General features: G+C 67.8%; 19 protein-coding genes and 1 riboswitch. Of the genes, 8 read left to right on the forward strand and 11 right to left on the reverse strand.

Translation table 11 applies throughout. The features are described from left to right. Positions 1–13: 13 nt before the first annotated feature. The 8 genes from tolQ to ribD form a co-directional block, all read right to left on the reverse strand. Entirely contained in the window at positions 14–733 is a 720-nt protein-coding gene (gene tolQ / locus AACL56_RS13285) for a protein TolQ (protein ID WP_339090287.1), read from the reverse strand. Then, complete coding sequence (gene ybgC / locus AACL56_RS13290) at positions 730–1188, reverse strand: tol-pal system-associated acyl-CoA thioesterase (RefSeq protein ID WP_339090288.1); 459 nt, start codon at positions 1186–1188, stop codon at positions 730–732. Before ybgC ends, tolQ begins: the two co-directional genes overlap by 4 nt. Beyond that, positions 1185–2390 carry a pyridoxal phosphate-dependent aminotransferase gene (locus AACL56_RS13295; protein WP_339090289.1) on the reverse strand — a complete coding sequence of 402 codons (1206 nt, stop codon included), beginning with the start codon at positions 2388–2390 and terminating at the stop codon, positions 1185–1187. The genes ybgC and AACL56_RS13295 overlap by 4 nt, the downstream gene beginning before the upstream one ends. Positions 2391–2492: 102 nt before the next feature. Then, a complete protein-coding gene (nusB, locus tag AACL56_RS13300) occupies positions 2493–3035 on the reverse strand; it encodes a transcription antitermination factor NusB (protein ID WP_339090290.1) in 543 nt (180 codons plus the stop codon). Then, positions 3032–3493 carry a 6,7-dimethyl-8-ribityllumazine synthase gene (gene ribH / locus AACL56_RS13305; RefSeq protein ID WP_339090291.1) on the reverse strand — a complete coding sequence of 154 codons (462 nt, stop codon included), beginning with the start codon at positions 3491–3493 and terminating at the stop codon, positions 3032–3034. Before ribH ends, nusB begins: the two co-directional genes overlap by 4 nt. A gap of 6 nt (positions 3494–3499) precedes the next feature. Further along, positions 3500–4654, reverse strand: a complete 1155-nt coding sequence (ribBA, locus tag AACL56_RS13310; protein ID WP_339090292.1) for a bifunctional 3,4-dihydroxy-2-butanone-4-phosphate synthase/GTP cyclohydrolase II — start codon at positions 4652–4654, stop codon at positions 3500–3502. Further along, a complete protein-coding gene (locus AACL56_RS13315) occupies positions 4651–5325 on the reverse strand; it encodes a riboflavin synthase (RefSeq protein ID WP_339090293.1) in 675 nt (224 codons plus the stop codon). Before AACL56_RS13315 ends, ribBA begins: the two co-directional genes overlap by 4 nt. Before the next feature lie 42 nt (positions 5326–5367). Continuing rightward, on the reverse strand, positions 5368–6495 hold the full coding sequence (ribD, locus tag AACL56_RS13320) for a bifunctional diaminohydroxyphosphoribosylaminopyrimidine deaminase/5-amino-6-(5-phosphoribosylamino)uracil reductase RibD (RefSeq protein WP_339090294.1): 1128 nt from the start codon (positions 6493–6495) through the stop codon (positions 5368–5370). Positions 6496–6663: 168 nt separating this feature from the next. Here ribD and pilV point away from each other — a divergent pair, with 168 nt between their 5' ends. The 6 genes from pilV to AACL56_RS13350 are packed head-to-tail and all read left to right on the forward strand — an operon-like array spanning position 6664 to position 13332. After that, a complete protein-coding gene (pilV, locus tag AACL56_RS13325) occupies positions 6664–7245 on the forward strand; it encodes a type IV pilus modification protein PilV (RefSeq protein ID WP_339090295.1) in 582 nt (193 codons plus the stop codon). Continuing rightward, positions 7226–8197, forward strand: coding sequence for a PilW family protein (locus tag AACL56_RS13330; RefSeq protein WP_339090296.1), 972 nt, complete (start codon positions 7226–7228; stop codon positions 8195–8197). The genes pilV and AACL56_RS13330 overlap by 20 nt, the downstream gene beginning before the upstream one ends. Continuing rightward, the gene (locus tag AACL56_RS13335) at positions 8194–8850 is read left to right on the forward strand and encodes a pilus assembly protein (protein WP_339090297.1); all 657 of its coding nucleotides are present in this window, start codon (positions 8194–8196) and stop codon (positions 8848–8850) included. The genes AACL56_RS13330 and AACL56_RS13335 overlap by 4 nt, the downstream gene beginning before the upstream one ends. Positions 8851–8891: 41 nt before the next feature. Continuing rightward, the gene (locus AACL56_RS13340) at positions 8892–12332 is read left to right on the forward strand and encodes a pilus assembly protein (RefSeq protein WP_339090298.1); all 3441 of its coding nucleotides are present in this window, start codon (positions 8892–8894) and stop codon (positions 12330–12332) included. Beyond that, a complete protein-coding gene (locus AACL56_RS13345; protein WP_339090299.1) occupies positions 12329–12760 on the forward strand; it encodes a type IV pilin protein in 432 nt (143 codons plus the stop codon). The genes AACL56_RS13340 and AACL56_RS13345 overlap by 4 nt, the downstream gene beginning before the upstream one ends. Further along, on the forward strand, positions 12757–13332 hold the full coding sequence (locus AACL56_RS13350; RefSeq protein ID WP_339090300.1) for a GspH/FimT family pseudopilin: 576 nt from the start codon (positions 12757–12759) through the stop codon (positions 13330–13332). The genes AACL56_RS13345 and AACL56_RS13350 overlap by 4 nt, the downstream gene beginning before the upstream one ends. A gap of 4 nt (positions 13333–13336) precedes the next feature. Here AACL56_RS13350 and nrdR read toward each other — a convergent pair whose 3' ends face one another. The 3 genes from nrdR to AACL56_RS13365 all read right to left on the reverse strand — a co-directional run bounded on the left by nrdR (position 13337) and on the right by AACL56_RS13365 (position 16095). After that, positions 13337–13780 carry a transcriptional regulator NrdR gene (nrdR, locus tag AACL56_RS13355; RefSeq protein ID WP_057594475.1) on the reverse strand — a complete coding sequence of 148 codons (444 nt, stop codon included), beginning with the start codon at positions 13778–13780 and terminating at the stop codon, positions 13337–13339. 21 nt (positions 13781–13801) lie between these two features. Further along, the gene (gene glyA, locus AACL56_RS13360; RefSeq protein ID WP_339090301.1) at positions 13802–15046 is read right to left on the reverse strand and encodes a serine hydroxymethyltransferase; all 1245 of its coding nucleotides are present in this window, start codon (positions 15044–15046) and stop codon (positions 13802–13804) included. A 41-nt stretch (positions 15047–15087) separates the two neighbouring features. Continuing rightward, positions 15088–15211: riboswitch (ZMP/ZTP riboswitch) on the reverse strand. Between the two features lie 44 nt (positions 15212–15255). Next, the gene (locus AACL56_RS13365; protein WP_339090302.1) at positions 15256–16095 is read right to left on the reverse strand and encodes a lytic transglycosylase domain-containing protein; all 840 of its coding nucleotides are present in this window, start codon (positions 16093–16095) and stop codon (positions 15256–15258) included. A gap of 608 nt (positions 16096–16703) precedes the next feature. Here AACL56_RS13365 and AACL56_RS13370 point away from each other — a divergent pair. Then, on the forward strand, positions 16704–20525 hold the full coding sequence (locus AACL56_RS13370; RefSeq protein ID WP_339090303.1) for a DUF748 domain-containing protein: 3822 nt from the start codon (positions 16704–16706) through the stop codon (positions 20523–20525). 231 nt (positions 20526–20756) lie between these two features. Continuing rightward, positions 20757–23636, forward strand: coding sequence for a DUF349 domain-containing protein (locus AACL56_RS13375; protein ID WP_339090304.1), 2880 nt, complete (start codon positions 20757–20759; stop codon positions 23634–23636). Positions 23637–23689 lie beyond the last annotated feature (53 nt).

A 23689-nucleotide genomic window follows, 5' to 3' on the forward strand; every position in this document is an offset into this window, starting at 1 on the left:
GTGAAGCCTCCGCTCAGCGGTTGGCCGGAGCCACCGACGATGCAACGCTCGCGTTCGGGTTGGCCGAGAGGTTGCGCTGCAGGATGTTGGAGAACTCCTCGATGTAGGTCTCGAGGGCAATGGCGATCTTGTCGATCTCGCGGGCGAAGCGGTTGTAGCCCACCACCGCCGGAATCGCGGCGAACAGGCCGATGGCGGTAGCCACCAGCGCCTCGGCGATGCCGGGAGCGACGGTGGCCAGCGTGACCTGTGCCAGCGCTGCCAGGCCGGTGAACGCATGCATGATCCCCCAGACCGTACCGAACAGGCCGACGTACGGGGAGACAGAGCCCACGGTGGCCAGGAAAGAAAGGTTCTGCTCGGCTGCATCCAGCTCGCGCTGGAAGCTCGCGCGCATGGCGCGGCGGGCGCCGTCGAGCAGCGTGCCGGCGTCGCTCACGTGGCGCTCGCGCAGCTTCTGGTACTCGCGCATGCCGGAGGCGAAGATGCGCTCCATGGGGCCGGCGAACTTGGCATTCTGCGCGGCCGAGGCGAACAGTTCGTTGAGGCTGGTGCCCGACCAGAACTCGCGTTCGAAGTCGTCGTTCAGTGCGCGCATGCGCCGCAGCGCGAAGTACTTGCGGATGATCGCGGCCCAGCTGGCGATCGAGACGATCACCAGCAGCAGCACGACCAGTTGCACCACGAAGCTCGCGTGGAGCAGGAGATTGATGATGGAAAGGTCTTGGTTCATGGCGTGATAGGTTGAGTCATGGAGCCGCTGTAGCGCTCGAGGGTTCCCGTGACTTGTTTCGGTATGCGCGCGGGACGCAGCGTAGCCGCGTCCACCCAGCCGATGCGGATGGTGCCTTCGCACAGCAGGACGGGTGCCGAGGCGCCCGTTCGTTCTTGCTCTGTTTTTGATAGCACTCGCTGACCGATTATCAACGAGGCAGTACCCAGTTGTCGAAGTTCGGCGGTAACGAGCAGTTCGTCGTCGAGCCGCGAGGGCCGATGATATTTGAGCTGCGTTTCGCTCACCACGAACTGGCCGCCCGTTTCCTCGCGCAGCTTGCGTTGCTCGACGCCCAGGGAGCGCAGCCACTCGGTGCGCCCGCGCTCCATGAACTTCAGGTAGTTGGCGTAGAACACGATGCCGCCGGCATCGGTGTCTTCCCAGTAGACGCGGATCGGGAACGCGTAGCTCATTGCGCCCCGGTGCCCGCCATCGCGGCCATCGCGCGCAGCCGTTCGATGGCTTCCTGCAGGTGCGCCATCGAGCTGGCGGTGGAGAAGCGCACAAACTTGGCGGTCTCGGCGGTGCCGAAGTCGCGGCCCGGCGTGACCGCCACGTGCGCGCGCTTCATGGTCTCGAAAGCGAAGTCCCAGCTGCCCGAGATGCCGAGCTTTTCGGCGAACGAGGTGCAGTCGGCCCAGGCATAGAAGGCGCCGTCGGGCATCACCGGCACGCTCAGTCCGAGCGCGTCGAGCTGCGGAATGAACCAGTCGCGGCGCGCCTTGAACTCGGCGCGGCGGCGCTCGTACTCTGCAATGCTCGCATCCTCGAAGCAGGCCAGTGCCGCGTACTGCGACACGGTGCTCGCGCAGATGAACAGGTTCTGGGCCAGCCGCTCGACCACCGGCACCAGCGTTTCGGGCACCACCAGCCAGCCGAGGCGCCAGCCGGTCATGTTGAAGTACTTGCTGAAGCTGTTGATGCTGATGACGTTGTCGTCGATGGCCAGCGCGGTCTGCCCGAAGGCATCGTCGTACGACAGGCCCAGGTAGATCTCGTCGATCAGCGTGATGCCGCCGCGCTGCGACACCACCTCGTGGATGCGGCGCAGTTCGTCGGGCGCGATCGACGTGCCGGTCGGGTTCGAGGGCGAGGCCAGCAGCACGCCGCGCGTCCTGTCGGTCCAGGCGGCCTCGACCTTCTCGGCGGTGAGCTGGAAGCGCTCATCGGCCGTGGTCGGCACCAGCACGGCCTTGCCGTCCGCCGCGCTCACGAAGTGGCGGTTGCACGGATAGCTCGGGTCGGGCATGAGGATCTCGTCGCCCGACTCGATGAGCGCGAGGCAGGCCAGCTGCAGCGCAGCCGAAGCGCCGGCGGTGACGACGATGCGCCGGGCCGGCACGTCGACACCGAATCGCTGGCTGTACCACGCGCTGATGCGTTCGCGCAGGTGGTCGAGGCCGGTGGCCTGTGTGTACTGCGTGGCGCCGGCACGCACGGCGCGTGCGGCCGCTTCCTGCACCAGGGGCGGGGCGGTGAAGTCGGGCTCGCCGATGTTCAGGAAGATCATCGGCCGGTCGGTGTGGGCGACCTCGCGGGCCAGTGCGCCCGCGGCCTTTGCCACTTCCATCACATAGAAGGGCTCGATGCGCTCGGCGCGAGATGAAATCTTCATATCAGGAACGCGGCGGAACGGGCTTGGCCCGGACGCTGGTGTTGCCCCCGGCAAGGGGTCGGCGAAGGCGGCACGAGGTGCGCTGCAGACTGGGTGCGAGCACTATTTGGCCTTGCCGGAAGCCCGGTCGGCTTCCACTTCGAGCGGCCGCAGCTGCGGTGCCAGGCCGTTGAGCACGGCATTCACGTATTTGTGGCCGTCGGTGCCGCCGAATTCCTTGGCCAGCTCGATGCACTCGTTGAGCACCACGCGCCACGGCACGTCGAGGCAATTCTGGAACTCGTACACGCCGATCCACATCACCGCGTGCTCGATGGGCGAGATCTCCTCGAACTTGCGGTCGAGCAGCGGGCGGATGAGCGCGTCGAGCTGCTCCGCGCCTTCGATCGCGCCGTGCAGCAGCGCGTCGTAGTGCAGCGCGTCGGCCTTGTGGAAGCCGGCGAGGTCGCGCGTGAAGTGGTCGATGTCGGTCGGGTCGTTGCGTCCGACCAGGTGCTGGTAGAGCGCCTGCAGCGCGAACTCTCGCGCGCGGCTGCGGTTGGACTTGGCCGAAGCCTTGCGTGCGCCCGTGCTGGTGAGGCCGACGCGCGACTGCCGGGGCTTGGCGCCCGCGGACTTGGATGGCTTGGAGGTGTCTTCGGTCATGAAAGGGTGGTCAGCAGTCGAGCCATTTCGACAGCCACGCGGGCCGCGTCACGGCCCTTGTCGGTCTGGCGGGCAACGGCTTGCTCGAGGTTTTCGGTGGTGAGGATCGCGTTGGCGATGGGCAGTCGGTAGTCGAGCGCGATGCGGCTCACGCTGGCGCCCGATTCGTTGGCCACCAGCTCGAAGTGGTAGGTCTCGCCGCGGATGATGCAGCCCAGCGCCACCAGCGCGTGGTAGCCGCCGCGTTCGGCGAGCGCCTGCAGCGCCACCGGTACCTCGAGTGCGCCGGGCACCTGGAGGTGATGGATGTCCGACGCAGCCACGCCGAGCGCCTCGAGCTCCGAGAGGCAGGCGCGTGCCAGTGCGTCGGTGATGTCGGCATTGAACCGCGCCTGCACGATGCCGATGCGCAGGCCCTTGCCGTCGAGCGTCGTTTCGCCTTTGTTGGAACCTTGCATGGTCGTTCAGTCTTTCGTGAGGTAGCCGGAGATCTCGAGGCCGTAGCCCGCCGCCATGCTCGGCATGCGGCGCGGCGTGCCCAGCAGGTTCATCTTGTGAACGCCGCATTCGCGCAGGATCTGCGCGCCGATGCCGTAGCTGCGCAGGTCCATCCGGCCGCGCTCGGGGGCTTGCGCGGGACGCGCGGTGCCGTCGAACTGCGCGAGCAGCTCGCCGGCGGTTTCGCCGCAGTTCAGCAGCACGGCCACGCCCTTGCCTTCGTCAGCGATGTGCGAGAGGCTGGCATCCAGGCTCCACGAGTGCAGCGAGCGGTTGATTTCCAGCGCGTCGAGCACCGACAGCGGTTCGTGTACGCGAACGGACACCGTGTCTTCGGGCGACCACGTGCCGCGCACCAGCGCGAGGTGTACGCCGCGGCTGGGCTTGTCGAGGAAGGCGTGGGCGGTGAACGCACCCCAGTTGGTCTGGATCTCGCGGCAGCCGACCTTTTCGACCAGCGATTCGACGCGGCTGCGGTGCTCGATGAGCGCGGCGATGGTGCCGATCTTGATGTCGTGCTCGGCCGCGAAGATCTGCAGGTCGGGCAGGCGGGCCATGGTGCCGTCCTCGTTCATCACCTCGCAGATCACCGAGGCGGGCGAGCAGCCCGCCATGGCGGCGAGGTCGCAGCCGGCTTCGGTGTGGCCTGCGCGCATGAGCACACCGCCGTCCACAGCCTGCAGCGGGAAGATGTGGCCGGGCTGCACCAGGTCGGCGGCCACGGCGTCGGGCGCCACGGCGGCCTGCACGGTGCGCGCGCGGTCGGCTGCCGAGATGCCGGTGGTCACGCCTTCGGCGGCTTCGATCGACACCGTGAAGGCGGTCGAATGCTTGGCGCCGTTGCGCTGGACCATCGGCGGCAGCTGCAGCCGCTCGCACATCTCGCGCGACAGCGTCAGGCAGATCAGGCCGCGCGCATGACGCGCCATGAAGTTGATGGACTCGGCCGTGATGTGGTCGGCGGCAATGACGATGTCGCCTTCGTTCTCGCGGTCTTCCTCGTCCACGAGGATCACCATGCGGCCCGCGGCGAGTTCGGCCACGATCTCCTCGACCGGGGAGATCGGGGCGGGCGCACGCGCGGTGCGGGGGGCGCCGATCGGCGTGACGGAGGCGTTCATTCGGCGGTGTCCTTGGAATGCGTGGAATGCGTGGAGGAGGGCGGCACCAGCACGCCGGCCTGAAGCATGCGCTCCACGTAGCGCGCCACGGTATCGATCTCGAGGTTGACCTTCGCGTCGGCCTTCAGCGTGCCGAGCGAGGTGTTTTCGACGGTGTGCGGGATCAGGTTGATGCTGATCTCGGCGCCTTCGGCGATGTCCTTCACCGTGTTGACGGTGAGGCTCACGCCGTTGATGGTGATCGAGCCCTTGTAGGCCAGGAAGCGGGCCAGCGCCTGGGGCGCGACCACGCGCAGTTCCCAGCTTTCGCCGACCGGCTCGAAGAAGCTCACCGTGCCGATGCCGTCCACGTGGCCCGACACGATGTGGCCGCCGAGGCGGTCGCTGGCACGCAGCGCCTTCTCGAGGTTGATGCGGCTGCCTTCTGAGGTCAGGCCGGCGGTCTTGTCGAGGGACTCGGCGGAAATATCGATGGTGAACTGCTGTCGCTCGGGAGCGAGGGTGGTGACGGTCATGCAGGCGCCGTTGAGCGCGATGCTGTCGCCGAGCCCGACGTCGTCGAGGTAACCCGAAGGCGCCTCGATGCTGAGTCTTTTGCCGTAGGAGGAGGAGGTGCCGAGGTCGTGGATGGCGGCGATGCGCCCCACGCCGGTGATGATTCCGGTGAACATCCGCGCATTTTCGCAGAGAACGGGAGTGCTTCGGGCCGAGCGCTAGAACACATCCCTTCCGGCAACGCGCGCCAGCACCCGCAGGTCCGGGCCCAGCATGTCCGCAGACTTGAATTCCAGCGGCAGCGCACCGGCCAGCGAGGTCAGCGCGCCGTCCGGGTGGAGGTGGCTGGCGATGTCGAGCCCGTCGCCGATCAGCTTCGGCGCCAGGTAGACCAGCAATTCGTCGACGCAACCTTCCCGCAGCAGCGAGCCGTTGAGCTTGTGGCCCGATTCGACGTGCAACTCATTGACGCCCCTTGCCGCCAGGTCCTGCATCAGCGCAGGCAGGTCGACCTTGCCGTGCGCGTTGGCGAGGCAGGCGACGCTCGCGCCGCGCGCTTCGAGCGCCGCGGCCTTGGCCTCGTCCCGGCTGGCGGCGTAGATCCAGACCGGCCGCCCTGCTATGAATAAGTGAGCGTCGGGCGGAGTCTGCATTCGGCTGTCGACCACGACCAGATGGGGTTGCCGGGGCGTCTCGACCAGGCGCACGTCCAGGCGCGGGTTGTCTTCGATCACCGTGCCGACGCCCGTGAGCACCGCGCTTGCCCGCGCGCGCCAGGCATGGCCGTCGGCGCGGGCCGCCTCGGCAGTGATCCATTGGCTCACGCCGTTGCTCAGGCCCGTCTTGCCGTCAAGCGAAGCGGCGACCTTCAGGCGCACCCAGGGCTTCTTGCGGACCATGCGGCTGAAGAAGCCGATGTTGAGCTCGCGCGATTCGGCGGCACCCGGGCCGACCTCGACCTCCACACCCGCAGCACGCAGGCGTTCGAAGCCCTGGCCGGCGACAAGCGGGTTCGGGTCGGCCAGCGAAGCCACCACGCGGCGGATGCCGGCCGCGATCAGCGCGTCGCAGCACGGACCGGTGCGCCCGTGATGCGAACAGGGCTCCAGCGTGACGTAGGCCGTCGCGCCCTCCACCGAGTTTCCCTGTGCTGCCGCATCGCGCAGCGCCATCACCTCCGCATGCGGGCCGCCGGCCTGCTGCGTATGCCCCTGGCCCAGCACTCGGCCCTCGGAGTCGCTCAGCACGCAACCCACGCGCGGATTCGGATCGGTGAGCAGCAGCGCCGACGCAGCCAGCCGCAGCGCGGTGGCGATATGCAGGGCGTCTTTTTCTGGAGAGGGCATGGGGCTTTTCGGAAGAAGTTGGCAGCGGTGCGGCTGGATCATACGAGCGGCATTCGCCCGCGGACGAACGGTGCGGATGCCGTTGCCGATGCCCGCTTACGCTCGGCTTTCGATGGCGCGGACCAAGAGGCAACCCGAGTTGCACACGCGCAGGGAGGACATCGTCATATGGCTTCGAAGAAGCATTTCAGCACGGGCTTTTCGCTCGTGGAGGTACTCGTTTCCGTCGTGGTGCTGGGCGTGGGGCTGCTCGGCGCCATGAGCCTGCTGCTGGCGTCGGCTCGCACCAGCAGCGAGGCCGCCACCTTCACGGCGGCGGTCAACCTCGTTCGCGACCTGTCGGAGAAGGCGCGAATGAATCACGCCATCGCGCAGCGCGACGACGCGTCGAACGGCTACCTCGTCGAAGGATGGACCGAAGGCGCGGCGCCCGGGAGCATGGGACTGTCGTGCATCGCGTCGAACGTGGCTTGCGATGCGGCGCAGCTCGCAGCCTGGGACATGCGCGAGTGGCAGTTGCGTGTCGCCGCCGCATTGCCCGACGCGCGGGCCAGCGTCTGCTTCGACGAGTCGCCCTGGAGCGATGCAGCCGGCGCCTACACATGGGGCTGCAGCGGGACGGGCCGAAGCCTGGTCGTGAAGCTCGGATGGACGGGGCGCGGCGCGGACGATGCCGACAAGCCCGCTTCGCCGCGGCTGGTGATGCAGATGGCGCCGGGGCAACCGCAAGATGGCCAGCACGGTTCCTGAGCGGGCGGCGCGCGTGCGCCCGCGTGGCATGACGCTCGTCGAGTTGCTGGTTGCGCTCGCCCTCGGGCTGGTCGTGGTGCTGTGCGCGACAGCCGCTTTCGTCGGCAGCAAGCAGTTGTTCACGGCCGATGCGCAAGCGCAGACGGTGGAAGACTCGCTGCGGTTCGCGGGCTTCGTCGTCAAGGGCGTCGTGCGGCAGGCCGGCTATGCCGACTATGCGCCGGACCATGCCGCCGACGACGGCACGGTCGTCCTGCCCCAGGCGGCCGCGCTGTCCGACGACACAGCCGAACTGCACATCGTCGGCGCGCGCAACGCGCGCGTCATCGCAACGGACGACAGGCTCGGGCTGAACAACAGCCGCGGGGTGAACGGCAGCGATTCGCTGCTCGTGCGCTTCTTCGGCCGCAGCCGTGCGGGCGGCGATGTCACCGAGCCCGACGGCACCATGGTCGATTGCATGGGATTTCCCCAGGCCGGCCCGATGCCGGGCCAGCATGTGTCCGCGGACCGCGCATGGAGCTTCTTCTACGTCGCAAAGGCTGCCGACGGCGAGCCCGAGCTGTACTGCAAGTACCGCAGCAGGAAAAACGGCGACTTCAGGGCCGAGCCGCTCGCGCGCGGCATCGAGGTCTTCAACATTGCCTACGGTCATGACAGCAACGGCGACGGCGTTCCCGATCGCTGGCTCGACGCCGCGCAACTGGAGGCGCGCGCGACCTCCGACGCCGACATCGTGGCGGAATGGCGCAGCGTGGTGGCCCTGCGCGTCGGCATGGTGGCGCGCAGCGAGCGCGCCAACAGCTGGCCTGCGCCACCGGACCACGTTCTCCATCCACTGGGCTCGGCGTTTCCTGGCGTGAGCTTCAAACCGCCGGCCGACGGTCGGTTGCGGCGCGTGGCCACGTTCACCGTCACCTTGCGCAACGCGCTGAAAGCGCCCACGCCATGAGTTGCACCGTTTGCCGCCGTGCATCCGGCGGCTTCTCGCTGATCGTCGTGCTGCTGATGCTGCTCGTCGTCACGGTGCTGGCCCTGGGCGCCGCACAGACTTCGCTCGTGAGCGAGCGTGGCGCGCGCAACGACCGCGACACCGAGGTGGCGTTCCAGGCCGCAGAGGCTGCGTTGCTCGATGCCGAAACCGATGTGCTCGGACCGAACCTTCACAGCCGGCAGCGGCTGTGCCTGTTCAGCAGCCAGGATGTTTCGGCTTTTGGTGCGGGTTGCGCCGCCGCTGGCAACCGCCGGGGCCTGTGCGCGCCGGCTGAGCCCGGCACGGAGCCCGCGTGGATGACCGCAGATTTCTCGGCCGATGCGGGCAGGTCGGTCGCCTTCGGCGATTTCACCGGGCAGGCCTATCTCAGCGCCGATGCAGCGAAAGGCGCTTACGCCGGAGCGCTGCCTGTGCGGGCTCCGCGCTACATCGTCGAGGCCGTGCGCAGCCACGGTGGTTGGAAAGCCGATCACCTCCAGGACGCCAGTGCCAGCGGCACCCGATATCTCTTTCGCGTGACAGCCATCGGCTACGGCACGCGTGAGGAAACGCAGGTGGTCCTGCAGACCGTCCTGTCCAAACCAGAGGCCAGTCCCGGCTGCCCTTCATGAAAAGGAAAAGCGAAGCGATGCGCTGTCTTCGAATCGGGTACTTGACGATCTGCACCTCATGCGCGGCCATTTCGGCACAGGGGGCGGCACCCCCCGACACGATGCTGCCGGACGAGCCGCTGGCGACGCTTGCGTCGCGCGCCGACCCCAACGTGGTGCTCGACCTGGCGCTCGACGTGTCGCACGCTGGAGCGGCCTATCGGGGCGAGTTCGATGCCACGGTGAGCCATGCGGGTCTCTGGGATCCGATGGGTTGCTACAGCTACTCGGGCGGTGAAGGCTACTTCAAGCGCGAGACGACCGCCCAAGAAAATGCAAGTGGCGAGATCGTCTGCAACCGGCAATGGAGCGGCAATCTGCTGAACTGGGCCGCCACTTCGGCCATCGATGGCGTGCGCATGGCGCTGACGGGCGGAGACCGCAGCATCGACAGGCCTGATCGCACCGTGCTGCGGCGTGCAGAGGTACCAGCCCACTTTTATCGCAGCGCCCACTTTCCCGACAAGGTCCTGAGGGGGCGCGTCGAGCGCTTCACGCCGCTGTCGACCGGCGATTCCCTGCACTTCAACAACTGCGGGGAGAAGCTGTTCGTCGGCAGCTCTGCCGACGGCACCTGCGCCGCGCCGGGAAGCGATCAGGTGCATGGCGCATTCCAGGCGCACGTGGCAGTCTGTACACCTGACGAGGCTGCGGTGAGGGGGGCTCTGTGCCTCAAGTATCCGAGCGGTCACTTCAAGCCGGTCGGTGCTGTCCAGCGGCATTCGGATCGAATGCGCTTCTCGGTCTTTGGCAACCTTGCGGGCGATGCGCTGCTCGCGCCAATGAAGCATGTCGGCCCGGTGAAGCTCGATGCCGCCTTCGACAATGTGGCCAACGCGCAGTCCGAGTGGGATGCGCGCACAGGCGTCTTCGAGCTCGCAACCGGCGCGTCGGATGGCGTGATCGATGCGATCCACCGGTTCGGCCGGAGCGGCGTCTACGGCCGACCGGATGCTGCCGGCGACCTGTACGCGCAGTCGTTGCGCTACCTGCAAGGCATCGCGCCCGGGCGGGGCATTGCGGACCCGGTCGTGGCCGCATGCCAGAAGAACCAGATCGTCACGATCGGCGATGCAGGCGTGCAAAGCGACCGGTCAGCCGATGACGCTTTGGCCCGCCTCGTCAACGATCTCGAGAAGAGCGTTTCGTCATCGCCTGCAAGTGCGACCGGCATGGCGGGGATGGCTTACCGCGCCAACACGCAGAAGCTCCGCGCCGACCACCCGGATATGCGGGCACGCACCCTGGTGATCGACATGGGGCCGCCTGGCTCGGGGCGCGAACTCACGGCCAAGTACGGCGGCTTTGTCGATGTCAACGGCGACGGCAACCCTTTCAGGACATCGGCCGGCGCAGGTCTGCCTGCGGTTCGCGGGGACGCCGAATGGGCCGAGGGCCTGAACGACGACGGCCGGCCTCGACCCCGAACCTACTTTCGCGTCGCTGAACCGCGGGCAGTGGCGGCCGCAGTGCAATGGATATTCCGGGACGCCTCCGCCACCGCGGATCGCGAACTCACCGATGGCGCGGTCTCTGAGGCAGATATCGCGAACGGACACGCCAGCATCTACGTGTCCGAGTCCATCGGGCAGCGCGGTGCGGGTTCATTGCTGTCGTTCCCGCTGACCTACGACACCGCAAGCGGTGCCATCGGCCGTGCTGAACGGCCACGGTGGGGCGCCGGCGCTTTGCTGGGCGAGCGCACTCCGGCGAGCCGCCGGATCTTCACGTTGTCGGCGGCGGGTGCAGGCATCCCGTTCGAATGGCATGCGCTCGACGATGTCTTCAAGGGTTACCTGGACGGCTCGCCGCGACAGCCCGCGACGCGCGATGTTTTGGGGGCCGAACGGCTGGCCTACCTTCGAGGCGATCGTCGCAAGGAGGAGTCGGCGCCAGGCGGCATGTTCCGGGTGCGTGACTCGGTCATGGGGCGCATCGTCCATTCGGCGCCCTTGGTGGCCAAGGACCGGCGCAGTGGAAGCACCACGGTGTACGTCGGTGCCAACGACGGCATGCTCCACGCATTCTCGGCCGACAAGGGCGACGAGCTTTTCGCCTATGTGCCGCGCTCGCTGGCCCCCAGGTTGGGCTCCTACACCACGCCCGACCACCCGCACGGGAGCCTCGTCGACGGTTCCGCAACCGTTGCCGATGTGCAGCTCGCTGGCGTTGGCGAACGCAGCGTGCTGGTGTCGGGCCTGGGCGGCGGCGCCACGGGTGTGTTCGCACTCGATGTGACCGAACCTGCAGCGTTCTCGGCCCGCCAGGTGATGTGGGAATTCAGCGGTGCCGACGACGCCGACATGGGTTACCAGACACAGGCACCGCGTGTCCTGAAATTCCGTACGGCCGTTGCGACGCGCACCGAGCCTGCGAGTTACCGATGGTTTGCCGTGGTGCCTTCCGGCTTCAACAACGCCAACCCGCAAAAGCGCGCCGCACTGTTCCTTCTTTCGCTCGACAAGCCCGCTTCCGAGCCTTGGAGGCGGGATGTCAACTACCACAAGATCATGTTGCCGGTGCCGACGGACGCCGCGGTGAGCAATGCGTTGGGTGTGCCGGGCGACTACGCGGGCGCGAGCGGTGCGACCCGTCTGCTCTATGCGGGAGACACGCAAGGCAACCTGTGGCGGTTCGATTTCACCGGCAGCGCCCCCTGGCGGGAGGGCAATGCGCTGTCGTTCAAGGGCCGACCCCTGGTGGTCGCCCTGGGCGAACGCAATCGGCGCCAGCCGATCACGGCGCCGCCAAAGGTCGGCATCGGGCCGAATGGCGGCGCCGTCGTGCTGTTCGGCACAGGCAAGTTCGTCGGCCTCGAGGACCTGGGACGAGCCAATTGGGGCGTGCAGACGTTCTACAGCGTGTACGACAACGGCGTGCCCATACCGGAGCAGGGCGCGCGCACGCAGCTCCAGGCGCGGCGTGCCGGCGCGGGTGCTGGTACCTCGTCGGCCTCGATCACCGGCGATGCGTTCGAGTACGGCGTCTTCGATGCGAAGACGTCCATTCGGCGTGGCTGGTATCTCGACCTGCCCGAGTCGAAAGAAAAGGGCGAGCGCATGGTCGAAGAACCCGTGCTCGCGGACGGCCTGCTGTTCTTCAACACCCTGATTCCCCCTGCGAGCGCCTGCACAAAAGGTGGCGGTCGCAGCTGCGCCGTGAACGCCATGACCGGGTTGTCGGAGGGCGGCACGTGCGTGCCGTCGGACACCGGCATGCCGGGGAAGCCGCAGGTCATGTACCCCGGCCACAGCGTCCTGGGTGCGACCGATGCACTGGGGCGGCGGACCGAGTCGCGCCGGCTCTCGGTCGTCAACATGGGCGGCAGGGGCGGCAAGAACGCGTTGTCGACGGCGGAACCCGTCGAGGGCGGCAAGGTCTCGCAGACGACGGGGCGCCTGAACTGGCGACAGGTCATCGATCACCGGGGCGTGAAGCAATGAACGCGATTCGAATCGTGCAGGCGCAACCGCAGGCCCGCGGCTTCACGCTCATCGAAGTGATGATGGTCGTTGCGATCCTCGCCATCCTGGCGGCGATCTCCTATCCGTCGTACATGGAGCAAGTCCGCAAGAGCTGGCGCAGCGAGGCGCGCACTGCTTTGATGCAGCAGATGCAGCACCAGGAACGCCACTACACGCAGGTCGGGCGCTATCGGCGCTACGTCGGTGATTCGGGAGAGAGTGGCGCCACTGGCAAGTACCTGATCGAAAGCGGGAATTGCGAAGGACGCAGCAACATCGACAGCTGCATCCGTCTCACCGCCAGCCCGAAGCCTGACTATGCCGATCCGCATTTCGGCATGTTTTGGCTCGACAGCACCGGTGGCCGCGGTTGCGATGGCGCGCAGCGCGTGAAGTGCTGGCAATGACGAAGCGTGCGAGAGGGATGCAGCGCGGCAGCGGCTTCACGCTGCTGGAACTGATGGTGGTAATGGCCATCGTCGCCGTGTTGGCAACGTTGAGCGCGCCGAATTTCCGGGACCTGCTGCTCAACCAGCGGCTGGTGGCAGCTGCGCAAGCCTTCAATGCCGCTCTGAGTCTTGCGCGCACGGAGGCCATCCGGCGCTCCGCCAGCGTGAGCGTGGTGCCATCGGCAGCGTCCAACTGGTCTGCCGGCTGGACCGTGGTCACGCTGCAGGACGATCCGCAGGCGCTGGAAACGCTGCGTCGATTCGAGGCGCTGCCGGAAGGCGTTGGCGTCGATGCCTCGCTCGGCGACGGGTTTGCGCAGGGTGTGCGCTACGACAGCAACGGCTTTTCGCGGCGAGCTGCAAATGCCGCTTTCGGCGGTGGATGTCTCACCTTGAAGGCGGACACAGGCCGCAGGGCGTCGATCGTGATGTCGGCCTCGGGGCGGGCCAGGGTCTGCAATCCGGATGAGCGTGGTGATTGCGGCACCGGCGCTTGCGGCAAGAGCGCCAGGAAGAACGATGACGGCTGAGCCGTCAGATGTCGCGCAACAGCTGCCTGAACTCGTCTACATCCTCGAAGCTGCGGTACACCGAAGCGAAGCGCACGTACGCGACCTTGTCGAGCTTCTTGAGTTCGCGCATGACAAGCTCGCCGACCTTGGTCGATTCGATTTCGCGCAGGCCGCTGGCCAGCAGCTTCTGTTCGATGCGCAGCAGGGCGTTGTCGATCTGTTCGATGCTCACAGGCCGCTTGCGCAGCGCCAGCATCATCGAAGCACGCACCTTGGTGGAGTCGAAGTCGGCGCGACTGCCGTCCTTCTTGACGACAACCGGAAAGTTGACGTCGGGCCGCTCGTAGGTGGTGAAGCGCTTGTCGCAGGCGCCGCACTGGCGGCGCCTGCGTACGAAGTCGGCGTCTTCTGAGACGCGGGTCTCGACGACCTGCGTTTCGAGATGACCGCAAAAAGGGCATTTCATGCGGTCGGCGTCTCTGGACGATCAGCGGTAGACAGGGAAACGGCTCGTCAGGGCGTGGACTTTGGCGCGCACCGCGTCGATGTTCGCCGCATCGCGCGGGTTCTCGAGCACGTCGGCAATCAGGTTCGCCGTGATACGGGCCTCTTCGTCCTTGAAGCCGCGAGTGGTCATGGCGGGGGTGCCGATGCGCACGCCGCTCGTGACCATCGGCTTTTCCGGGTCGTTGGGAATCGCGTTCTTGTTGATCGTCATGTGGGCGCTGCCCAGCACCGCTTCGGCTTCCTTGCCGGTGATGCCCTTGGCGCGCAGGTCGACCAGCATCACGTGGCTCTCTGTGCGTCCGCTCACGATGCGCAGGCCGCGCTGGGTGAGGGTGTCGGCCACGATCTGCGCGTTCTTGACCACTTGTTGCTGGTAGGTCTTGAACTCGGGCGACATGGCTTCCTTGAACGCGACGGCCTTGGCCGCGATCACGTGCATCAGCGGGCCGCCCTGCAGGCCGGGGAAGATCGCGCTGTTGATCGCCTTTTCGTGCTGCGACTTCATCAGGATGATGCCGCCGCGCGGGCCGCGCAGGCTCTTGTGGGTCGTGGAGGTGACGATGTCGGCATGCGGCACGGGGTTGGGGTACACGCCCGCGGCCACAAGGCCGGCATAGTGGGCGATGTCGACCATGAAGATCGCGCCCACGTCCTTCGCCACCTTGGCGAAGCGCTCGAAGTCGATGCGCAGCGAGTAGGCAGAGGCGCCCGCGATGATCAGCTTGGGCATGTGCTCATGCGCCTTGCGCTCCATCGCGTCGTAATCAATCTCTTCCTTGTCGTTCAGGCCGTAGCTCACCACGTTGAACCACTTGCCGCTCATGTTGAGGGGCATGCCATGGGTCAGGTGGCCGCCTTCGGCCAGGCTCATGCCCATGATGGTGTCGCCGGGCTTCAGGAAAGCCAGCAGCACGGCTTCGTTTGCCGAGGCGCCGCAGTGCGGCTGCACGTTGGCGGCGTCGGCGCCGAAGATCTGCTTGATGCGGTCGATGGCCAGTTGCTCGGCCACGTCGACGTGTTCGCAGCCGCCGTAATAGCGCTTGCCGGGGTAGCCCTCGGCGTACTTGTTGGTGAGCTGCGAGCCCTGGGCGGCCATGACGGCCGGCGAGGCGTAGTTCTCGCTGGCGATCAGCTCGATGTGGTGTTCCTGGCGCGCGTTTTCCGCTTGGATGGCAGCCCAGATTTCAGGATCGGTCTGTTCGACCAGGTTGTTGCGTTGGTACATGGCAGTCCTTTGAAGACGAGGTCCTTGTTCTTCAACCAAACAAGGGCTGCCCAGGCGAACGGCTGAACGCCTGGGAGGCCAGGCGGCACGCTTCCCAGTGGTATTCCACGTCAGCGCGGGGCACCTTGGGAGGTGCTGCGCCTATCGCCAGTCGCGTACATGCGGAGTGTAGCTCACGCCCGCCGGAGCACTGCTGCCCCGGGGAATTCTCAGGAGACGGAGGAAAGCAGTGCGACCTTGGCCGGCTCGCTGCCTTCTTCAGGCTTGGCTGGCGCAACCACCGGCAGCGGCTGGGCACGCACGCCCGGCGGGGTGACCGTCGTCGACGGCGCGCGGCCGTTGGCCACCTGCAGCAGGCGCTCGTGCTCCGCCAGAACCTTGCCGGCGTAGCCGCCGTCGTCCTCGAGGTTGGCCGCGCCGACGTAGTAGCGCAGGCCGCCCTCCAGCGAGCCGGCGCGGGCGATGCATTCCTGCAGCACCTTGACGCCGACGCGCATGTTGGTGACCGGATCGAAGGCGGTGAGCGTTCCGCCCGCGCTTTCGTACTTGTCGCCGTGCACGCGGGTCATGACCTGCATCAGGCCCTGCGCACCGACATTGCTCTGGGCGAACGGATTGAAACTGGATTCCACCGCCATGATCGCCAGGATCAGCGTCGGATCGATCTTCGTGCGCTTGCCGATGCCGTAGGCCTCGGCCACCAGCACGCTCAGCGGCTCGGCAGCCACGCGGTACTTCTTGCTCAGCCAGTAGGCCACGGCGGCCTGCTGCTTGGGCAGGTCGGCGGGGCTCGCGGCCGTGGTGCGCTCGATGGCGGTCGGCTCCAGGTCGGTGACTTCAGGCGCGGGTTTGCGCGACTGCAGCCAGCCCATCAGTTGCTCCTCGCCGGTCTTGCGCAGGTCCGGACGTGCCACGAGGGCGAGTGCCGCGAACACGATGGCCAGGCCGACCAGTGCAAACCCGTTGTGGGTGATTTCAAAAAAGCCGTCTGCCACGTCGGACACGAAGGTCCTTAGCCCTCGGGCTGTGGCATCGAACGCCTTGTTCATCGCTCTTCCTTTCTATGCGGCACCCGGGTCGCAACGCCAAGAAGGCGATGGATGAAGGCAGCGGCGCTTGGATTGGTACGAATCAGGCTCCGCGCAAGGAGTGAAGGGGGTTGGGAGCGCGGTGACCTGATCAAGCCGGTGGAATTCGGCAGCGGAGTCAGGGTGGCTCCGCCGCGTCGGGCGGTCGGAGCAGGGCGGATTCTAGCGTGGGTTAATACTCGGTCAAGCATAATGAATTGATTCTTTATGCTAATGAGTGCTTAAAAATATGACAGTTTCGAGGCGTTTCTGCTTACGGGAAATCCCTTTGTAAAACGCGTTTGCAATCCAAGAGTGCGCCGCCTAATCTGAACGGGCCTGAGACTTCAGGCGTTTTTCCGAGGTCCGGCAGTCCGAGGTGCAAGTCAAGGGCTCAGCGGCCGAGGATCCATGGTGGCAATCTCTTGCTGCCAGCACGGTGGGAACGATCGACTTCCCGTCGCGCGAATCGATGGCATGGGTCTTAGGCCCGCCATCAAGCCCGGCAACCCGACAGCCCGTCGCGTTGCCGGGCTTTCTTGCTTCTGGAGCGACTGGGATTGCTCACCTCTTTGCGGCACACTTCCGCGATGGACTTCGCTTCGATCAAACAAGACAAATGGGTGCGACGGGGGGTCGTCGCGTTGCTGGTGCTGCTGGGGTTCTGGGTCCTCGCCTGGCTGGCGGTGCCGCCCATTGCCAAGAGCCAGCTCCAAAAGATCGCAAGCGAAAAACTGGGCCGGCAGGTCACCGTCGGCAAGATCGATTTCAAGCCCTGGACGCTCGAGCTGACGCTGAACGACCTGCGCATTGCCACCGCCGATGGCAGCAAGCCGCAGGTGGCTGTCAGCCGTATCTATGCCGATGCCGAACTGCAGTCGCTCTTCCGGCTCGCACCGGTGATCGATGCCGTCACCATCGACGGACCGTCCATCCTGCTGACGCACTTGGCAGACGGCAAGTACGACATCGACGACATCCTGGCCAAACTCTCCGCCGGCCCGCCGGCCGACCCGAATGCGAAGCCCGCGCGCTTTGCCATCTACAACATCGCGATCAACGGCGGCTCGGTCGACTTCGACGACCAGACGGTCAAGCGCAAGCACGAGCTGCGCGACTTCGTGCTCAAGGTGCCGTTCCTGAGCAATCTCGACTCCAAGCGCGACGTCAACACCGAACCCAAGCTCGCCTTCGCGCTCAACGGCAGCAAGTTCGACTCGGCCGCCTTCACCACGCCTTTCGCCGACAACCGCAAGACCGATGCGCAGGTGCAGTTCAAGGGGCTCGACCTGGTGCCCTACCTCGGCTACATCCCGGGGAGCGTGCCGGTCCGGCTGCAGGCGGGCAGCCTCGATGCCGACCTCAGGATCGGCTTCGAGCACGGCGCCACCGACGGGCTGAAGATCACGGGCACGGTCGAGGCCCACGGCACCAAGGTGGCTGATGCGCGCGGGCGCGACCTGCTGGCCTTCGACTCGCTCAAGCTGGCGATGGCCGATGTGCGGCCGCTCGAATCGGTGTTCCATTTGAGCGAGGTGGCGCTGGTCAACCCGCAGCTTGCGGTGGCGCGCGATGGGGCCGGCCAGCTCAACCTGCTGGCCACCGACCCGGCCACCGGAGCCACCGAGAAGGCCGCGCCGCTGCCTGCGGCCGCCGCGAGCGCGCCGGCCGGCAAGCCAGCCGAGAAGCCCGCATTGAAGGTGCAGGTCGACAAGGTCGCACTCAGCGGCGGGCGCATCGGCTGGCGCGACGAAACCGTGAGCCCGGCTGCGGCCGTCGACCTGACTGACCTGGGCATCGACGTCACGTCGGTCACGTGGCCGATGGAAAAGCCGGCCCGGTTCAACGGCAGCACTGCCGTGGCCGGCGCCTCGCTCAAGTTCCAGGGCAGCGCCACCGACAAGGTGGCCGACGTGCAGACCGAGGTCGACGCGCTGCCGCTGTCGTTGGCGGCGCCCTACCTGGCGCAGAGCCTGGAGCCCACGCTGGACGGCAAGCTCAGCGGCCAGATCGACATCGCCTGGGCGCAGCCCGAACTCAAGTTCAAGGCGCGCCGCCTGGCCGCCGACGGACTCGCCCTGACGCAGGCCAAGACGGCGCTTGCGAGCGTCGGCCGTTTCGAACTGGTCGATGCCGAGGTCGACATGACCAGGCACACGCTGAACATCGCGTCGTTCACCGCGACCAACCCCAAGGTGCGCGTGGAGCGCGACAACGAGAAGCGCTGGATGTTCGAGCGCTGGCTCAAGACGCCGGCCGGCGGCGGCACGAAGGAGGCCGACGCCAAGGTCGCCGCGCCCAAGCCCGCTGCCGCCGAGACGCCGCAGCCCGGCGCCAACACCAAACCCTGGGCGCTGACCATCGGCACGCTGGCGGTCGACAACGGGGCGCTTTCCTATGCGGACAAGGCCGGCGCCACGCCGGTGACGGTCGAGGTCACGGCCTTCAGGCTGCACGCCCAGAAGCTCGCGCCGGAGACCAACACCACCTCGCCCCTCGAGGTTTCCGGGCGCATCGGCTCCGGGCGCTCCGAGCCGGGCCGCTTCGACTACAAGGGCAATGTGGTCCTCAAGCCGCTGGCGGCCGAGGGCCGGCTCGAGGTGGCGTCGTTTCCTGCGCACGCCTTCAAGGTCTACTACGCCGACGCGCTCAACGTCGACATCCGCCGCGCCTTTGCCAGTTATCGCGGCTCGGTGCGCTATGCGACTTCGCCGGCGGGCATGACCATCAAGCTGGCCGGCGACACGGCGCTCGACGACTTCCGCGCCAACAGCGTCTCGCTGACCCAGTCGCCCGGCTTCGACCGCAACACCAACCAGTTGCTGAGCTGGAAGACGCTGAGCCTGCGCGGCCTGCAGGTCAGCATGGCGCCGAACGCGCCGCCGAACGTGGACGTGCGAGAGACCACGCTGACCGACTTCTTCGCCCGCGTGATCGTCGACCCCAACGGGCGGCTGAACCTCCTGAGCCTCACCAAGAAAGGCGAGGCTGAAGCCAACGCCGCTGCGGCTGCAACGGCAACCGCCGGCGAAGCCAGCACCCGCAAGGGCCCCGGCGGCACGACCACCACGACGCGCGGCGCGCCCGCCCGTTCGGCAGGCGGCGCACCCGTGCCGGCCGAAGCCATGGTCGGCGGCGCACCCGAGCCGGCCAGGCCGGCCGCGCCCGTGGCCACGGCGCAGGCCGCTGCCGACACCGGGTCCGCACCCGTCATCAACTTCGGCCCCATGAGCCTGGTCAACGGCAAGATCGACTTCACCGACCTGTTCGTCAAGCCGAACTACTCGGCCGACCTCAGCGAGTTGACGGGCAAGCTCAGCTCGTTCTCGTCGAACCCGCCGAAGGGCGAGGCCGGCCGGCCGGCGCTGGCCGACCTCGAGTTGCGCGGCAAGGCCCAGCAGACGGCGGCGCTGGAAATCACCGGCAAGCTCAATCCGCTGGCCAAGCCGCTCGAGCTGGACATCACCGCCAAGATGCGCGACCTCGACCTGGCGCCGCTGTCGCCGTATTCGGTGCGCTATGCCGGGCACGGCATCGAGCGCGGCAAGATGAGCATGGACGTCAACTACAAGGTGGCGCCCGACGGCCAGCTCACGGCCACCAACAAGCTGGTGCTCAACCAGCTGCAGTTCGGGGACGAAGTGGCAGGCGCGCCCACCAGCCTGCCGGTGAAGCTCGCCGTCGCGCTGCTGGCCGACCGCAACGGCGTGATCGACGTCGACCTGCCGCTCAGCGGCTCGCTCAACGATCCTCAGTTCAGCGTCGGGCCGCTGATCTGGAAGGCAGTGGTCAACCTGATCGTGAAGGCCGTGACTGCGCCGTTCAGCCTGCTGACCGGCGGGCTCGGCGGCGGCAGCGGCGAATCGAGTGCCATCACCTTCGAGCCGGGCGGCTCCGAACTGAGCGCCAGTGCCAAGGAAAGCCTGGACAAGGTCGCGAAGGCGTTGACCGATCGGCCGACGCTTCAGATGACGGTGGTCGGCACCGCCAGCCTCGACAAGGAGCGCGACGCGTACCAGCGCCAGCGCGTGCGCCAGCTGACCTACGCCGAGAAGCGCCGCGTCGCCGTGCGCGGTGGCCAGAGCGGCACCGACGTGCCGCCGGTCACCGACGCCGAATACCCCGAGCTGCTGACGGCCGTCTACAAGCGCGCCGACATCACCAAGCCGCGCAACCTTGTCGGTCTGGCCAAGGACTTGCCGCTGAAGGACATGGAGAACCTGTTGTTCGCCAGTGTGCCGGTCGACGAGGAATCGATGCGCCAGCTCGCGGTCGAGCGCGGTGCCGTCGTGCGCGATTACCTGCTCGCCAAGAACCTGACGAGCGAGCGCCTGTTCCTGGGGGCGGTCCGCACCACTGCCAGCGGCGACGACTGGAAGCCGGGCGCCGAGCTGAAGCTGACGATGAAGTGAGTTCAGCGGCGCATCCGCGCGCAGGCAACCCCGAAGTGAAGCCTTTGGGGGGCTTGGTTTTTTTCTTCAGCTTGCTATATATGTAGTCCATCGATTCCCCAGCTTGCACCTCCGGGCCCGCCGCCGTTCAGGGGCGGATTTCGGCGCCGGCCGCAAGTGGGTGAAAATGTCGAGGTGCGCCGGCCTTTGCCGGCGCCTTCGCTTTCTCTACCAAGACAACGATTTCGCGCAGTGACCTCTACTTCTTCCAAGCCACACGATCTTCAGGCCCTCGATACGCTCACCGGCGGCGCCTTCACCGCGCCGACTTCCGGCGAGCGCGCCGCGCGCATCCGCGACTGGCTCGCGGGCAACCCCGCGCCCGAGCAGATGCAGGAGGTCTTCAAGGAGCTGAGCGGTCGCGACAAGGGCGCTGCGCGCCTGCTTCGCGAAAAGCTCGACGAACTCAAGCGCGCCAAGGGCCAGGAGGCCATTGCCGCCGAATGGGCACAGAAAGCCGAGGCGCTGCTGGGCCAGTCCAAGCTCAACATCGCCGATGCACTGGCCTGGCAGCGTGACGCCGCCAAGGCCGGGGCGCCGCTTTCGCGCGATCCGCTGGCCGGCCTGAAAGCCAGGCTGGCCGAGCGCGTGAAGGGCATCGAAGACCTGCAGCACCGCGCGCAGGTGCACCGCGAGGCCGCGGTCCTGCTGGCGCAGCGCTTCGAAGTGCTGTCCACCAAGGGCTGGCAGGATGCCCAGGCCGCCGAGGAATCGCTGCGCGCCGACGTCACCCACTGGCAGCAGCAGGCGACCGAGATCGCCGCCGACGCCAACTGGACCAGCCTCGACGCCAAGTTCGCGCCGCAGCTCGATGCCTCGAAGTCGCAACTGCTGGTGGTGTCCGACTCGTTCCACAGCGCGTTGGCACAGGCCGTGGCCGCCGCTGCCGACGCTGCCGCGCCGCTGCCGCCCGTGCCCGTGTGGGCCGACGAGCTGCGCGCCGCGCGCGGTGAGGTGGTGGCGCCCAAGCCCGCCGCGCCCGCACGCCCCGCCGCGCCCAAGGTCGACCCGGCTGTGCGTGCCGCCGCGCAGGACGCGGTGCAGGCCGCGCTTGCCAAGCTCGAGCAGGAAACCGCCGAAGGCCATGGCAAGGCCAGCGCCGGTGCGGCCGCCGCACTGCGCGCCGTGCTCAAGGAGCACGGCAAGATGGTCGACGCCGCCCTGGAGGCCCGCGTGCATGCCGCGCTGGTGGCAGCCGGCGAACTCGAAGGCTGGCAGCGCTGGAGCGCCGACAAGGTCCGCGAAGACCTGGTCGCGAAGGCCGAAGGCCTGCTCAAGCGTCCCGAAGGCCAGGCCCTCGGCGGCCGCAAGATGCAGGAAACCCTGCGCAGCCTGCGCGACCAGTGGAAGCAGGCCGACCAGGGCGGCGTGCCGAACCATGCGCTCTGGAAGCGCTTCGACGAAGCCTGCAACGAAGCTCACAAGGTCGTCGAGGCCTGGCTCGAGAAGGTGCGCGCCGACGCTGCCGAGCACCGCGCCCATCGCGTCGCGCTGATCGAGGAAGTCAAGGCCTGGGCGGCCGAACACGCCGGCGCCACCGACCTGAAGGCGCACAACCGCGCGCTGCACCAATTCGCCGACCGCTGGCGCGATGCCGGCCACGTGGGCGAGAAGGTGTTCGCCGAGTTGCAGCCGCAGTGGAACGAGGCCTTCGGCGCCGCCCGCGCACCGTTCGAGACGGCGCAGAAGGCCAGCGTCGAACGGCGCCAGGCCATGATCGCCGAGGCGACCGAACTCGGCGCGCAGCCGATGCTGCGCATCGACGCGGTCAAGGCGCTGCAGCAGCGCTGGCAGGCCGAGGCGCAGAGCGTGCCGCTCGACCGCCGCCACGAACAGAAGCTGTGGGATGCCTTCCGCGCGCCCATCGACGAAGCCTTCAACCGCAAGACGGCAGAGCGCGAAAAGGCATCGGCTGCCATGAGCGAGCACGACCGCCATGTGCTCGACGCCTCCAAGGCGCTCGACGCGGCCAACGCCACCGGCGACGCACAAAAGATCCGTGCCGCCGTTGCGCGCCTCGAAGGCGCGTTGCGCGGTGAGGCGCCGCCGCCCGCACCTGCGGCCGCACCGAAGGCCGAGCAGTCCGCCGCGGCCGCCGACGGTCCGTCGGTTGGCGCGACCGAGATCGAGGCACCGGGCCAGGCTGCCGCCGAATTCGGCGAAAGCGCAGAGCAGGCGCCGAGCCCGAGCGACGCGGAAGCATCGCCAGGGACGCACACCGCTGCTGCACCTGCAGCGCCGGTCGACCTGGTGGCGCCGGCCGACGGTGCCGATGCGTCGGCACGCGCCGATGGCGCGGCGCACGACGCAGGCGAAGCCGCAGCGGTCGAGGCGCCGGCCGCGGCCCCGAAGCCCGCGCCCAAGCCCGTCGTCGCGATGCGCGGCGACGACCGCCCCAGCAGCAAGAGGGCCGAGGCCGCTCCTGCCGCGCGTGGCACCGGCGGCCGTTTCGGCGATCGGCGCGACGGTGGCCGTCCTGGCGCCGGTGGCCCGGGCCGTCCCGGAGATCGCGGCGACCGTGGAGCACCGCGTGGCGACCGCAATGGCCCCGGCGGCCCAGGCGGTCGTTTCGGCGATCGTCCGCCGCGCTTCGAGGACCGCGGTCCGCGCCTGGGCGATGCCGCTTTCCGTGCGCAACGCGAAGCGCTCGAGCGGGCCGACATGGCATTGCGCAAGCTCGCCGCGCAGGCCCACGGCGAGGCGTTGACCCAGGTGCTGGGCGCCTGGGAGCAGCGCGACGCCAGCCGCCTCCCGAGCGTGCAGGAGCTTGGCCGCGCGGTATCGCCGTCGGTGCGCACCGGCTGGTCGCAGGCCATCGGCGCCGCGCCGTCGGCTGCTGCCGGCGATGCCGCCGAAGCGCTGTTGCGCCTCGAAATGGCTGCTGAAGTGCCGACGCCCGCGGAGCAGCTCGATGCGCGCCGCGCACTGCAGCTCAAGCTGCTGACCAAGCGCGGCGACCCGACCCCTGCACAGACATGGGGGCAGGACGCCAGCAAGGTGCTGGCTGGAGCGCACGACGCCGCGAGCGCCCGCCGTCTGCAGAACGCGCTGAAGGCGCTGCTGCGCAAGTAAGCGCGACGCCGAGGTTCGGCGGCCACGAAAAAGGCGCCCCGCGGGGCGCCTTT

The sequence above is a fragment of the Variovorax paradoxus genome (assembly GCF_902712855.1).
GTDB classification, from domain to species: Bacteria; Pseudomonadota; Gammaproteobacteria; order Burkholderiales; family Burkholderiaceae_C; genus Variovorax; species Variovorax paradoxus_Q.